The following is a 13,944-nucleotide window of genomic DNA, read 5'->3' as shown; positions in this document are numbered from 1 at the left end:
AATGGTGTGCATCATAAGGTGGGTCGCGATTTGCCACCACCGTTCAGGCCCTGTTCAGCTAAAGTCAATATTTCTTGTTTAGCAATGAGTATCATTATGCTACAACTTAGCACCCTATCTAGTTCTACTGCGGTGCCAAATGCTCGTTCCTTTTCTCATCATGCTGCGCGAAGGCATTGAAGCCGCATTGATCGTTGGCATCATCGCCAGCTACCTGCAACAGACCGGCCGTGGCCAGTGGATGCCCGCCGTGTGGATCGGTGTATTCCTCGCCGCTGCGCTGGCCCTGCTGGTCGGTGGTGGCCTTGAGCTGGTCAGCGCCGAGTTCCCGCAGAAACAGCAGGAACTGTTCGAAGGCATCGTCGGCCTGGTCGCCGTGGGCATCCTCAGTTCCATGGTGTTCTGGATGCGCAAAGTGGCGCGCTCCATCAAGCATTCCCTGCACGCCTCCCTGGATCACGCGTTGGCCGGTTCCAAACATCAGGTGACCGCGCTGATCCTGATGGTGTTTTTCGCGGTGGCCCGTGAAGGCCTGGAAACCGTGTTCTTCCTGCTGGCGGTGTTCCAGCAGAGCGAAGGCCCGGGCGCGCCGATGGGCGCCCTGCTCGGCCTGATCCTGGCGATCATTGTCGGCTTCCTGATTTACACCGGCAGTATGCGCCTGAACCTCGGCGCGTTTTTCCGCTGGACCGGCCTGTTCATCCTTGTCGTCGCCGCCGGCATCCTCGCCAACTCGGTGCAAGCCCTGCACGAAGCGGGCGTGTGGAACCACCTGCAAACCGTGCTGTTCGACTTCAGCACTGCTTTGCCGATGGACAGCCCGCTGGGTTCGGTACTGGCCGGCATGTTCGGCTATCAGGAAGCCCCCACCGTCAGCACCCTCGGTGCTTACCTGACTTACCTGGTGGTGGCGCTGGTGATGTTCTTCCTGCCCGCCTCACCGCCCAAACCTGCCGCCACTCCTTCTTCCGTTTCCACCCACTAAGGACCGCCTCTTGTCCAACCCAACTCCTCAACCGGCTCTGCCACCCCGCGCCTTGCGTTGGGCCGTGGCGGGCTCGGTGGTCGTGATGATCGCCGCCGGTGGCCTGTTCTATTACGCCTCGCAACTGGCGGCCAGCAAGCGCCAGGTCAACCACAATGAAATTGCCGTGACCATCCACGGCCATGCCTGCGAACCGAATGAACTGACTGTACCCGCTGGCCGCGCGAGTTTTCGCATCATCAACCGCTCCGAGCGTGCCGTGGAATGGGAAATCCTCGACGGCGTGCTGGTGGTCGAAGAGCGCGAGAACATCGCCCCCGGTCTAAGCCAGGTGATCAACGCCAACCTGTTGCCCGGCGACTACGCGATTACGTGCGGCCTGCTGAGCAACCCGCGCGGCACCTTGCACGTAACGCCCACCGCCGAATCCGACGCCCAGGCCAGAGCCAAGCCGTCGATGGTGGCGTTTATCGGCCCATTGTCGGAGTTCCGCGTGTATCTGAGCAGCCAAGGCAGCGCATTGGTCAAGGCGGTGACTGCCTTACAGCAAGCCATCGATGCGGGTGACCTGGCGCAAGCCCAAGCGCTTTACCTACCGGCGCGCGTGGCTTACCAGCGACTGGCCCCGGCGGCGCAACGCCTGGCGCAGTTGGACAACGCGATCAACGCCCGCGCCGACTACTTTGAGAAACGCGAACAGGATCCGGCCTTCAGCGGCTTCCACCGCCTGGAATACGGCCTATTCCAACAACGCAGCCTCGACGGCCTCGCGCCGATTGCGCAGCGCCTGGTAACCGACGTCACGACACTGAAGCAACAACTGCTGGCCCAGTCCCTGCCGCCCGAGCAACTGGTGAGCATCGTGGTGCGCAACCTCAATGGCCTGGCCGATGTGCGCGCCATCAGCGGTGAAGAAGAGCGCTACAGCCACGTCGACCTGAATGGTTTTGCCGCCAACCTGCAAGCCGCCCACAAGGTCGTCGAGCTGATGCGCCCGCTGCTGAGCAAGTCCGCCGCCGACCTGTTACCAAAAGTCGACAGCGCCCTCGCGGCGTTCGACAGCGAACTCAATGAGTTGAAAGTCGACGGCCAGTACCGCCGCTACGACAGCGTGACCGCCGATCAGCGCAAGCAGATCGCCGACAAGGCCAAGGCTCTGGCCGTTGCACTCGATGGAATCGACCCCGCCCTTGGCCTTTCCGGCCTGCAGTGAAGACGACCGCCTACATGAGTAATTCAGAACAGTTTGACCTTCAGCGGCGCCGTGTCCTGTTGGGCATGGCCGCCACCGGCGCCGCGATTGCCGGTAGCACATTGAGCTGCCCGGCCATGGCCGCCGCAGCGGAACAAGTCACCGCGGCACCCCGCAGTGACAAAACCCAGGACCACCACGATTTTTTTGGCAAGCACCAGACTGGCATCGTCACTCCGCGCCCGGCCTGCGGCATGCTCGTCGCATTCGATGTGTTGGCCAGCGACCGTGAAGACCTGGAACGCCTGTTCCGCACGTTGAATGAACGCATCGCTTTTCTGATGACCGGCGGCACCGTGCCGCAAGTCGATCCGAAACTGCCGCCCACCGACTCCGGCATTCTCGGCCCGGTGGTGACGCCGGACAACCTCACCATCACCGTGTCTGTCGGTGAGTCGCTGTTCGACGAGCGCTTCGGGCTCACGGCAGTCAAGCCCAAGCGCCTGAGCCGCATGGTCGGTTTCCCCAACGACGCGCTGGAACCGGCGCAGTGCCACGGTGACCTGAGCCTGCAATTTTGCGCCAACACCACTGACACCAATATCCACGCCCTGCGCGACATTGTGAAGAACCTGCCGGACCTGCTGATGGTGCGCTGGAAGCAGGAAGGCAGCGTACCGCCGCAGGCGCCGAGTAAACCCGGAGAACCTGCGCAGAGCGCGCGTAACTTCCTCGGTTTCCGTGACGGTTCGGCTAATCCGAATTCCAACGACGCCAAGGCCATGGACCAGATTGTGTGGGTCCAGCCTGGCAGCGACGAACCGGCCTGGGCGGCCAATGGTAGCTATCAGGCCGTGCGCATCATCCGCAACTTCGTCGAGCGTTGGGATCGAACCCCGCTGCAAGAACAGGAAAGCATCATCGGCCGCATCAAGCCGACCGGCGCGCCGATGGACGGCGCCAAAGAAACCCAGGTGCCCGACTACAGCAAGGACCCGGAAGGCACATTGACCAAGCTCGATGCCCATATCCGCCTGGCCAACCCGCGCACCCCGCAGACGCAGGCCAACCTGATCCTGCGCCGGCCGTTCAACTACTCCAACGGCGTCAACAAAAACGGTCAGTTGGACATGGGGCTGTTGTTCATCTGCTACCAGGCTGACCTGGAGAAAGGCTTTATCAGCGTACAAACCCGGCTCAACGGCGAGCCCCTGGAGGAGTACCTCAAGCCGGTCGGCGGCGGATACTTCTTCACCTTGCCGGGGGTCACTGGGCCCAAGGATTTCATCGGGCGCACGCTGCTGGCTGCAACGCACCCTCACACCACTGCCACTCCCTAAAACAACCCCCAGAGCGGAAATCGTCCTATGAAGAAGTCGACCATTGCGTTGTCGTTGTTGCTGACCCTTTCGCCGCTGGCAGCGTTTGCCGCTACCGCGCCGCTGGACCTGGTAGGCCCGGTGTCGGACTACAAGATCTACGTCACCGAAGAAATCGGCGAGTTGGTCACCCAGACCCAAGCGTTCACCGACGCCATCAACAAAGGCGACCTGGCCACCGCCAAAAAGCTCTACGCGCCGACCCGCGTACATTATGAGTCCATCGAGCCGATTGCCGAACTGTTCAGCGATCTCGATGCGTCCATCGACTCCCGCGTCGATGACCATGAAAAAGGCGTGACCGCCGAAGATTTCACCGGCTTCCACCGCCTCGAATACGCACTGTTCTCGCAAAACAGCACCCAGGGCCTGGAAACCCTGACCGCCAAACTCAATACCGACGTCAACGACCTCAAGACCCGCGTCGACGGCCTGACCTTCCCGCCGGAAAAAGTCGTCGGCGGCGCCGCAGCGCTGCTTGAAGAAGTCGCCGCCACCAAGATATCCGGCGAGGAAGACCGCTACAGCCACACCGACCTGTACGACTTCCAGGGCAACATCGACGGCGCAAAAAAAATCGTCGACCTGTTCCGTGGCCAGATCGAGAAGCAAGACAAAACCTTCCTGGCCAAAGTCGACAAGAACTTCGCCGCCGTGGACAAGATCCTGGCCAAGTACAAGACCAAGGACGGCGGCTTTGAGACCTACGACAAGGTCAAGGAAAGCGACCGCAAGGCGCTGGTGGGTCCGGTCAACACCCTGGCTGAAGACCTGTCCATGTTGCGTGGCAAGCTGGGCCTGAACTAAACGCTGGATAAAAAAAGACCCAGCCCTGTTGAGGGGCTGGGGTTTTTTTCGCCTGCAGTTCTACAGGATGCGGTACAGCAGCCGCTCGATCCGAACGCGGCTGACCCGACGCAGGAATTTGCCGACCGCCTCCGGGTAGTCCAGCAGCGTTTGCAGGTCCTGATAACGCTCGATGCGCGTGCTGTGCTGGAAAATCTGCGCCAGCTCGGTGCGGCGCGGTTCAAGCCACTGGCCTTGCGGGTCGTCGATCAGCAAAGCGTTTTCCAGGTCGAGACGGAACGCCCGCGGGTTGAGATTGTTGCCGGTGAGCAACGTGTAGCGCTGGTCGACCCACATGCCCTTGAGGTGGTAGGTGTTGTCGCCGTCGTGCCACAGGTGCAGGTTCAACTGGCCGTGGTCGATGTCGCGCTGATGGCGCTTGGCGAAGCGGCGTAGACTGATTTCGTAGAGGTAGGGCAGCGCAGCAATGACCTTGAACGGCTCGCTCGGCGGAATGTAGAAATCGTTGGCGGTCTTGTCGCCGACGATGATGTCGACCTTCACACCTCGCGCCAGGGCGCGGTTGATTTCGCGAGTCACCGGCAGCGGCAGGTTGAAGTACGGCGTGCAGATGGTCAACTGGTGCTGGGCGCTGGCGATCAGTTCGAGGATCACCCGGTTCAGGGGGTTGTTCTTGCCAACCCCGAGCAATGGGCTGACCAACAGGTGACCATTGGGCAACTGCCCCGTCGTGGTGTCATAGGTCGCGTGTTTCAAACGGCTGCGCAAGTCGCCGATATCATTGCGCAAGCTGCGCGTGGTCGGGGGATTGGGCAGGTCCAGGCGATTAACCGCCTTGGAGGCGACAAGCCCGTGTTCCACCAGGTGCTGCATGGAGTCGGCAAGCGGTTGGCTGTGGATCAGGTGGTAACGGTCGAAGCGGTACTTGTCGAACTTGTGCAAGTACACGTTATTCAGGCTGGCACCGCTGTACAGCACCGTGTCGTCGATCACAAAGCCCTTGAGGTGCAGCACGCCGAACAACTCGCGGGTTTGCACCGGCACGCCATACACCGGCACTTCAGTGCTGTGGCTTTGGGTCATGGACTGATACCAGGCGCTGTTGCCTGGCTGCTTGCCGGCGCCGATCAAACCGCGCTGGGCGCGCAGCCAGTCGACCACCACCACGATGTCCAACTGCGGCCGTGCCGCCTTGGCCGCGTGCAGCGCATCGTAGATCTCCTGGCCCGCCTCGTCCTGCTGCAAGTACAGCGCGACAATGTAGATACGGCGCGTGGCCTGGGCAATCTTCTCCAGCAGGCAACGGCGATACGCGTCGGCGCCGGACAGCACCTCAAGGGCGTCTGGAGTGAGGGGGAAACCGCGCAGTTTGGGCAACAGGGAGCGTTTGAAAAACAACGGCATAAGGCTCGCAATGGGTCGAATCCGAAGAAGCCCTGAGCTTACACCATGGGGGGGCTCAGGTCTCGCTGTGCGGCATGGAAAAAAATTAATTGACCAAGAAGAACGATCGTTCTACTTTTTGTGACATGAACGACATAGCCAGTAATGAAACCCGCGATATTATCCTCGACGTCACCGAAAAGCTGATCTACCGCCATGGCATCGCCGCCACTGGCATGGACTTTCTGGTGAAAACCGCCGGTGTCTCGAGAAAAAGCATTTACCGCTACTTCGCCAATAAAGACGAACTGGTGATTGCCGCTCTGCAGCGCCGCGATGAGCGTTGGATGCAGTGGCTGCGCGATGAGGTGGAACGCAGCGAAGGCACAGGTGAGCGCCTGCTTGCGCTGTTTAGCGCGCTCAAGGCCTGGTTCGGTACTGCAGATTTCCGTGGCTGCGCCTTTATCAATACCAGTGGCGAAACCGGCGACCCGCAAGATCCAGTGCGTCTGCTGGCCAAGGCGCATAAACAAAAACTGTTCGAGTATGCACTTGAACTGTGTCAGGCACAGGGTACCCCTGCGCCCGAACGGCAGGCCGCGCAACTGCTGATCCTGATCGATGGCGCCATTACCGTTGCCCTGGTGATGGGCGATTCAACAGCAGCCGATCATGCGCAAGGCATGGCGCGAACGTTATTGGGACTTTGAATGCACAGGCAGGCGCAACGCTCGATAAACCCTATTGCTTGAGGAATTACACGATGTCATCGATTGCAGAAACACGTCCGCCCTTGCCGCCGTTTACCCGCGCGTCGGCCATCGAAAAAGTGCGCTTGGCCGAGGACGGCTGGAATTCGCGCGACCCGCAGCGGGTGTCCTTGGCCTACACCCTGGACACGCAGTGGCGCAACCGTACCGAATTCGCGCATAACCGCGAAGAAGCCAAAGTTTTTCTGACCCGTAAGTGGGCCAAGGAGCTGGATTATCGGCTGATCAAGGAGCTGTGGGCGTTCACCGATAACCGCATCGCGGTGCGCTATGCCTATGAGTGGCACGACGATTCGGGTAACTGGTTCCGCTCCTATGGCAACGAGAACTGGGAATTCGATGAGAATGGCCTGATGGCCAATCGTTTTGCCTGCATCAACGACCTGCCGATCAAGGAAAGCGAACGCAAGCTCCACTGGCCGCTGGGCCGGCGCCCGGATGATCACCCGGGGCTGTCCGACCTGGGCTTGTAACCCTTTGGAACTGGCTTGCCTGCCTTGGTGCACCTGATACACCGAGGTGCCTGCATCGCAGGCAAGCCAGCTCGCACAGGGAAGTATCGGCCTACCTCAGTCCTGATTCAGCCCAATCCGATACAGCACGCCATCCTTCTCATCCGTCAGCACGTACAAAAAGCCATCGGGCCCCTGCCGCACATCGCGGATCCGCGCTTTCAAGCCGCCCAGCAAACGCTCCTCGTGAACGACCTTGTCGCCATCGAACTGCAACCGGATCAACTCCTGGCTGACCAGCGCGCCGATAAATACGTTGTGCTGCCAGGCTTTGAAGCGGTCTGCATCGTAAAACGCCATCCCGCTGATACCCGGTGATTTCTCCCAGACGTGATGCGGCGGCACCGTGCCCTCCACCGTTTTGCCCTTGGCTTCGGGTATGGGTGTCAGCGAATAATTGATGCCATGGGTTGCCAACGGCCAGCCGTAATTCTTGCCCCGTTCGATGATGTTGATCTCATCGCCGCCGCGCGGCCCATGTTCGTTTTCCCAAATCGTACCGCTCCACGGGTTCAACGCCAGGCCCTGAGGATTACGTTGGCCGTAGGACCATATCTCCGGGCGTACGCCTTGCTGGCCGACAAACGGGTTGTCATCCGGCACGCGACCGTCCGGGTAGATACGCACGACCTTGCCTTGCAACTTGTCCAGGTCCTGGGCCGTCGGGCGATCGTTGTTTTCCCCAAGGGTCACGAACAGGTAGCCGTCACGGTCGAAGGCCAAGCGCGAGCCGAAGTGATTGCCGGTGGACAGTTTAGGCTCCTGGCGCAGGATCACTTTGAAGTCGGTCAAGCCACTGAGATCTGTCGCCAGCCGGCCACGGCCCACCGCAGTGCCGGCCGTGCCGCCCTCGCCGCCGCCTTCCGCGTAAGACAGGTAGACCATGCGGTCCTGTTTGAAATCCGGTGACAGCACCACGTCCAGCAGACCGCCCTGCCCTTTGGCCCACACTTCAGGCACGCCCGTCAGTGGCGCGGAAAGCTTGCCGTCCGGGCTGACAAAGCGCAGGTGGCCGGGACGTTCCGTCACCAGGAAGCCTTGCTTGTCCGGCAGAAAGGCCACCGCCCATGGGTGGTCCAGGCCTTTGGCAATCGGGGTGGCGGTGATACTGCCTTGTTCGCTGGGGAACTGCTGGGCTTCGGCGGCGACAGCCGCCGTCAACGGCAGCAGCGTGGTTGCACAAACGGCGGCTAGCAGGGTTTTGCGTAGAAACATAAGGCTGGACCCTTACCGGCGATTGCCGCTGGCGTCATAAGTGGGGGCTTTGGTTTCGGTGGCCGGGCGGCTCGGGGCGGCATCGCGCTGGGGATAGCGGTTGCCGATGCCGCCGTTCTCCAAGGTCGGCGAACGTGTGGTCGGCCCAGTCTGAATACCGCGAATGGCCGGCGCATTGGGCTGTGTGCCCTGCATGCTGTTGGGGTTGGCCCGGTGAATCGGACCGTTGTTGGAGTTGTTGTTGCCGGGCAGGTTTTGCGCATGGGCCAAAGGGACAAGGGCCAAACCCAACACCAGCGCTGCAACGTGACGCACACAGCTGTTCATGACAAAGCCTCTCTGGGGCGAGGAGTACGTGCTTTCGATAACACGCTACGCCTCAGGTTCGGCTTTCGACACTAAATAGTTTCTCATCAGGTGTAACACGATCTGTCCGTGCATCTGTCCGTGGAAACTTTTCCCACAGGGTCCGAGTCACCTGAACACAGCCTCTATGTAAGGAATCGCACATATGCCACGGGCAATCTGGAAAGGCGCCATCAGCTTTGGCCTGGTGCATATACCGGTGTCACTGGTCTCGGCCACGTCATCACAGGGCGTTGACTTTGACTGGCTCGACAAACGCAGCATGGACCCGGTGGGCTACAAGCGCATCAACAAGACCACTGGCAAGGAAGTCACGAAGGCGAACATCGTCAAGGGCGTCGCGTTCGAGAAAGGCCGGTACGTGGTGCTCAGCGAAGAAGAAATCCGCTCGGCCCACCCCAAGTCGACCCAGACCATTGAAATCATGGCGTTTGTTGCCAGCGACCAGATTCCGTTGCAGAATATCGACACCCCTTACTTTCTCGCCCCGGACAAACGCGGCGGCAAGGTGTATGCGTTGCTCAGGGAGACTCTTAAAAAAACCAGTAAAGTCGCCCTGGCCAATGTGGTGCTGCACACCAAGCAGCACTTGGCCGCATTGATGCCCCTGGATTCGGCCCTGATACTGGTGATGTTGCGCTGGCCCGCTGAGGTGCGCAGCCTGGACGATCTTGAACTGGGCAGCGACGTGACCAAGCCCACGTTGGCCAAAGGTGAGTTGGAAATGGCCAAGCGCCTGGTAGAAGACATGAGCGCCGACTGGCAACCGGATGACTACCGCGACAGCTTCCAAGAGAAAATCATGGCGCTGGTGGCCAAGAAGGCCAAGGCCGGCAAGATCGAGGACGTCGAAAGCAGCGCGGACGGTGAGGAGCGTAAGTCAGCCGATGTGATTGACCTGACGCAATTGCTCAAGCGCAGCCTGGCCGGCAAGCCGGCAAAGAAGCCCGCCGTGAAAAAATCCACCAAGGCCTCATAAGTCATGCCAAAGCCCCTCAGCGACTACAACCGCAAACGCGACTTCGGGATTACCGCCGAACCACAAGGGAGCGCGCCCGCCGGCAAAAGGAAGGCCTCGGCGCTGTCGTTCGTGGTCCAGAAACATGAGGCGCGCAACCTGCACTACGACTTCCGCCTGGAGCTTGATGGCGTGTTGCTCAGTTGGGCGGTGCCCAAAGGCCCGAGCCTGGACCCCAGCCAGAAACGCCTGGCCGTCCACGTTGAAGATCACCCCCTCGGCTATGGCAGCTTCGAAGGCAATATTCCGGCGGGTCAGTACGGCGCAGGCGACGTTATCGTGTGGGACCGCGGCGTGTGGCAACCGCATGACGACCCGCGCAAGGCTTACGCCGCCGGCAAACTCAAATTCACCTTGGTCGGCGAGAAACTCTCAGGCGACTGGACCCTGGTGCGCACGCGCCTGAAGGGCAGCGGCGATAAACAACAATGGCTGCTGATCAAGGAAAAGGACCCACAGGCACGCCCTGCCGATGACTACGATATTGTCCAGGCCCAACCGAATAGCGTGCTCAGCAACGCCTCGGTCGGCAAACCCAACGCTAAAGCCAAGCCCAAGCCCAAGCCCAAGCCCAAGCCGCGAAAAACTGCAGTCACCCTCCCCGAGCAATTCGCCCCGCAATTGGCCACGCTGGTGGACCGCGCGCCAGAAGGCGACTGGCATTACGAAATCAAGTTCGACGGTTACCGCATGCTCGCGCGCATTCGTGACGGCGAGGTACGCCTGTTCACCCGCAACGGCCATGACTGGACCGAACGCCTGCCCCGTCAGGCCAAGGCCCTGCAAGCGCTGAAACTCAAGGACAGCTGGCTCGACGGCGAGGTGGTCAGTCTCAACGGCGACGGCGTGCCGGACTTCCAGGCGCTGCAAAACGCGTTTGATATCGGGCGCAGCCTGGACATTGTCTACTACCTGTTCGATGCGCCGTTCCTCAACGGCCAGGACCAACGCGAAGCGCCTGTCGAGGATCGCCGCGCGGCCCTCAAGGCCGCGTTGGCCGGTAGCCGTAGCAAGTTGCTGCGCTTCTCTGAGGCGTTCACTGCGCACCCTCGTGACATCTTTGAAAGCGCTTGCGACTTGGCCCTGGAAGGCGTAATCGGTAAACGCCTCGGCAGCCCCTACGCGTCGAGTCGCAGTGCCGATTGGATCAAGCTCAAATGCCGCTTGCGCCAGGAGTTCGTGATTGTCGGCTACACCCGGCCGCAGGGCTCACGCAGTGGTTTCGGGGCGCTGTTGCTGGCGGTGAATGATGATTCCGGGCTGGTGTACGCCGGGCGTGTGGGCACAGGCTTTGATCAGGCGTCGCTGAAGTCGATCTACGCGCAACTTACGCCGCTGGAGTGCAGCACGTCACCCTTGGAAAAACCGCTGACCAGCGCCCAGGCCCGCGGTGTGCATTGGGTGCGGCCGACGCTGGTTGGCGAGGTGCAATTTACCGGATGGACCCGAGAAGGCGTGGTTCGCCAGGCAGCGTTTGTCGGCATGCGTACCGACAAGCCCGCTGCGCAGATCATTCATGAGCAACCGCGCGCGGCCAAATCCATGAAAACCGCGAAAAAACCCAGCGGCAACGTGAACATCACCCATCCCGACCGCGTAATCGATAAGCAAAGCGGTACGCAAAAACAGCAGTTGGCGCAGTTCTACGACAGCATCAGCCAATGGATTCTGCCCTTCCTGCGTCACCGTCCGGTTTCGCTGCTGAGAGCGCCCGAAGGCATTGAAGGCGAGCAGTTCTTCCAGAAGCATTCCGAGCGGCTCGCCATGCCTGACATCAAGCAACTGGATCAGGCGCTCGACCCTGGCCATTCACGCCTGATGGAAATCGACAGCGCCGCTGCATTGATCGGTGCCGTGCAAATGGGCACCGTGGAATTCCACACCTGGGGCGGTACCACCGACAAGCTCGAAACCCCGGACCTGTTTGTGCTCGATCTCGACCCGGACCCGGCACTGCCTTGGAAAGCCATGTTGGAAGCGGCGCAGCTCACGCTGTCGGTGCTTGACGAATTGGGGCTGCAGGCGTTCGTCAAGACCAGCGGTGGCAAGGGCCTGCACCTGGTCGTGCCACTGGCGCGGCGCGACCATTGGGACACCGTCAAGGCATTCGCCAAGGCGATTGCCCAGTTCATGACCGCGCAATTGCCGGAGCGTTTTACCGCAACGTCAGGGCCCAAAAACCGTGTCGGCAAGATCTTTATCGACTACCTGCGCAATGCTCGAGGCGCCAGTACCGTGGCGGCCTACTCCGTGCGCGCCCGCCCGGGATTGCCGGTATCGGTGCCGGTCAGTCGTAAGGAATTGAAGGGCTTGCGCGGTGCCCAGCAGTGGACGGTCGCCAACGTGCATGAGCGTTTAAAGGCGTTGAAGGTTGATCCCTGCGCCGGGTATGCCAATCGCCAGAAAATCAGCAAGAAGATGTGGGATAAGCTGGGCGCCCATCCACCGCAGTGAAGAGCGCCCAGGGCGCCCCTCAGATCAGTACAAAGATCAACGCCAACCCAGCGAAGATCGCCCACTTTTCCAGGTAGTAGCGCATGCGGTTGCGCTTTTTCAGCGCTTTGCCGCGCAGACGGATCTTATACAGGCGCGTGAAGGCGCGATTGAGCCCACCGGTCTGGTCACCGGCATCGTTAGGCGAGCCCGCAGCGGCCATGACGGTACGGCTGAACCAGCGATTGAACGCCGCGGCCCAGCGGTATTTCATCGGACGCTCGATATCGCAGAACAGGATGATGCGGTTCTGCTGCGTGGTGTTTTCGGCGTAGTGGATGTAAGTCTCGTCGAACATCACTGGCTCGCCGTCACGCCAGTAGTAGTTTTCGCCATCCACATTGATGTAGCAGCCCGGGTCATTCGGGGTATCCAAGCCCAAGTGATAGCGATACGAGCCTGCATACGGGTCGCGGTGACGCACCAGCCTGGAACCTGGCGGCAGTTCGGCGAACATCGCGGCCTTGATCGAGCCAATGCCCTGGACCAGCTCAGTGGTGCGCGGGCAGAGCTTCATCGCGGAAGGATGGCTGTCGCCATACCATTTCAAGTAAAAGCGCTTCCAACCGGATTTGAAGAAGGAATTGAAACCTACGTCGTTGTACTGGTCCGAGCACTTGATCTCCCCGGCGCGCATCAGGGCCAGGCCTTCCTGGCGAATTTCTTGCCAGTGCGCCTGCAGCGGGCTCAAGTCCGGGAAATCGCCGGGCGACAGATAAGGTCGGCTGGGCAGTTTAGAGAAAAGGTAGAGAAAGCAGTTGATCGGTGCCAGGAAGGTCGAATGATCACTGAGTTGGCGGCCTAGCTTATGCCGCACCCGACCGCGCAGGTGTACATATGCAATCGAGGCAACGTAAAGCATAACAATGATGAGTTTCACGGGGATTCGTCACACGTCAGAAGAAAACAGGCTGCTCCTGCGTGCCCACTACGGCCGAGGTTGGATAGCAATACCTGAAATCACAATTCACACAATCGGCACGACCGTCTGATCGACATCCGGTACGTAGCCATTGGCACTTATTTAGCCATAATTTGTAACCATAAATTAACTACGAATTGTGAAAAGCTGTCTTGCAAATAGGTTGGGCTGGGGCTTAAGGGTTCCAATCGATGACTAGGCGCATCAGGGCATAAATGCTAAAAAGCGTCGCATCATCTTCACAGCCGACGATTTACCCTTCAGCAAAAAGGAATTTGTATGTCATCGATAACAGACCCGGATATCCAAGCCCTGCAAGGTACCTGGGAGCAAACTTCCCTCGAAGACAGTGGCGTGCTCAACCCAGTCGATGCCCACAGCGCCCCGGGTGCAATCACCTCTATCACCGGCGACCGGTTCGAAGTGAAGACCGTCAGCGGCGAGGTATTGCTGGCTGGCCGGTTTTCCCTGGACAGCAGCACCGTTCCCAAGAGCATTACCTGGGTCGACGCCATTGGGGATGACGCAGGCAAACACTTGCCCGCCAGTTATCGCCTGGAAGAGGATGAGTTCGTGTTTATTGCCGCCGAGGAAAACATGCCCAGGCCGCTCGCGTTCAGTACTGGCCCAGGTCAAACCATGCGCACCTTCGTACGTCGCGGCTGATCGCGCGCCATCCGAACTTGCGACAGTATTTTCACAAAGCCTTCACTTTCGCAGCTATAGGGTGATGCCTACCTACTCCAGTGCATCCCTTGGCCCGCCTCTCCTCGCGGGCTTTTTTTTGGTTCTTCACGGATTGCCGGGAAAGACGCTCTTGATCTTCATGAAGAAGAACTCGCTGTCCCGGTAACCGTACGCCATTCGTTTGATGACCTTTATTCGATTGTTTATTCCTTCCA

14 protein-coding genes are annotated in these 13,944 nt (G+C 60.1%); 9 read left to right on the top strand and 5 right to left on the bottom strand.

Annotated features, from left to right (window positions below):
* Positions 1-139 precede the first annotated feature (139 nt).
* The 4 genes from efeU to efeO (AACY52_RS24875) are packed head-to-tail and all read left to right on the top strand — an operon-like array spanning position 140 to position 4,363.
* Positions 140-985: an iron uptake transporter permease EfeU gene (gene efeU, locus AACY52_RS24890; RefSeq protein ID WP_339437011.1), complete on the top strand. Its 846-nt coding sequence runs from the start codon at positions 140-142 to the stop codon at positions 983-985.
* A 10-nt stretch (positions 986-995) separates the two neighbouring features.
* A complete protein-coding gene (efeO, locus tag AACY52_RS24885; protein WP_339439294.1) occupies positions 996-2,198 on the top strand; it encodes an iron uptake system protein EfeO in 1,203 nt (400 codons plus the stop codon).
* Between the two features lie 14 nt (positions 2,199-2,212).
* The gene (gene efeB, locus AACY52_RS24880) at positions 2,213-3,517 is read left to right on the top strand and encodes an iron uptake transporter deferrochelatase/peroxidase subunit (RefSeq protein WP_339437013.1); all 1,305 of its coding nucleotides are present in this window, start codon (positions 2,213-2,215) and stop codon (positions 3,515-3,517) included.
* A 27-nt stretch (positions 3,518-3,544) separates the two neighbouring features.
* On the top strand, positions 3,545-4,363 hold the full coding sequence (gene efeO / locus AACY52_RS24875) for an iron uptake system protein EfeO (protein ID WP_339457256.1): 819 nt from the start codon (positions 3,545-3,547) through the stop codon (positions 4,361-4,363).
* A gap of 60 nt (positions 4,364-4,423) precedes the next feature.
* Here efeO (AACY52_RS24875) and pssA read toward each other — a convergent pair whose 3' ends face one another.
* On the bottom strand, positions 4,424-5,767 hold the full coding sequence (gene pssA / locus AACY52_RS24870) for a CDP-diacylglycerol--serine O-phosphatidyltransferase (protein WP_339419094.1): 1,344 nt from the start codon (positions 5,765-5,767) through the stop codon (positions 4,424-4,426).
* Positions 5,768-5,892: 125 nt separating this feature from the next.
* Here pssA and AACY52_RS24865 point away from each other — a divergent pair, with 125 nt between their 5' ends.
* Entirely contained in the window at positions 5,893-6,456 is a 564-nt protein-coding gene (locus AACY52_RS24865) for a TetR/AcrR family transcriptional regulator (RefSeq protein ID WP_339419124.1), read from the top strand.
* A 53-nt stretch (positions 6,457-6,509) separates the two neighbouring features.
* A complete protein-coding gene (locus tag AACY52_RS24860; RefSeq protein WP_339428241.1) occupies positions 6,510-6,989 on the top strand; it encodes a nuclear transport factor 2 family protein in 480 nt (159 codons plus the stop codon).
* Between the two features lie 96 nt (positions 6,990-7,085).
* Here AACY52_RS24860 and AACY52_RS24855 read toward each other — a convergent pair whose 3' ends face one another.
* Together AACY52_RS24855 and AACY52_RS24850 are read right to left on the bottom strand one after the other, a co-directional pair.
* A complete protein-coding gene (locus AACY52_RS24855; RefSeq protein WP_339419092.1) occupies positions 7,086-8,243 on the bottom strand; it encodes a PQQ-dependent sugar dehydrogenase in 1,158 nt (385 codons plus the stop codon).
* Between the two features lie 12 nt (positions 8,244-8,255).
* Entirely contained in the window at positions 8,256-8,570 is a 315-nt protein-coding gene (locus AACY52_RS24850; RefSeq protein ID WP_339428240.1) for a hypothetical protein, read from the bottom strand.
* Positions 8,571-8,754: 184 nt separating this feature from the next.
* Here AACY52_RS24850 and AACY52_RS24845 point away from each other — a divergent pair, with 184 nt between their 5' ends.
* Both AACY52_RS24845 and ligD read left to right on the top strand, forming a co-directional pair.
* Positions 8,755-9,588: a Ku protein gene (locus AACY52_RS24845; RefSeq protein WP_339428239.1), complete on the top strand. Its 834-nt coding sequence runs from the start codon at positions 8,755-8,757 to the stop codon at positions 9,586-9,588.
* Between the two features lie 3 nt (positions 9,589-9,591).
* Entirely contained in the window at positions 9,592-12,081 is a 2,490-nt protein-coding gene (ligD, locus tag AACY52_RS24840; protein ID WP_339560903.1) for a DNA ligase D, read from the top strand.
* Between the two features lie 19 nt (positions 12,082-12,100).
* Here ligD and lpxO read toward each other — a convergent pair whose 3' ends face one another.
* Positions 12,101-13,000, bottom strand: a complete 900-nt coding sequence (gene lpxO, locus AACY52_RS24835) for a lipid A hydroxylase LpxO (RefSeq protein ID WP_339428237.1) — start codon at positions 12,998-13,000, stop codon at positions 12,101-12,103.
* Between the two features lie 321 nt (positions 13,001-13,321).
* Here lpxO and AACY52_RS24830 point away from each other — a divergent pair, with 321 nt between their 5' ends.
* Positions 13,322-13,708, top strand: coding sequence for a TIGR03067 domain-containing protein (locus AACY52_RS24830; RefSeq protein ID WP_339560902.1), 387 nt, complete (start codon positions 13,322-13,324; stop codon positions 13,706-13,708).
* Between the two features lie 126 nt (positions 13,709-13,834).
* Here the strand turns inward: AACY52_RS24830 and AACY52_RS24825 are convergent.
* On the bottom strand, positions 13,835-13,944 hold a 110-nt coding region (locus AACY52_RS24825; protein ID WP_163003228.1), incomplete at its 5' end, for a transposase.

It is taken from the genome of Pseudomonas sp. EA_65y_Pfl1_P113, from assembly GCF_963970525.1.
In the GTDB taxonomy this organism is placed as follows: domain Bacteria; phylum Pseudomonadota; class Gammaproteobacteria; order Pseudomonadales; family Pseudomonadaceae; genus Aquipseudomonas; species Aquipseudomonas tritici.
Note: the sequence above shows the minus strand (reverse complement) of the source record. Positions and strands in the feature narration are given on the sequence as shown.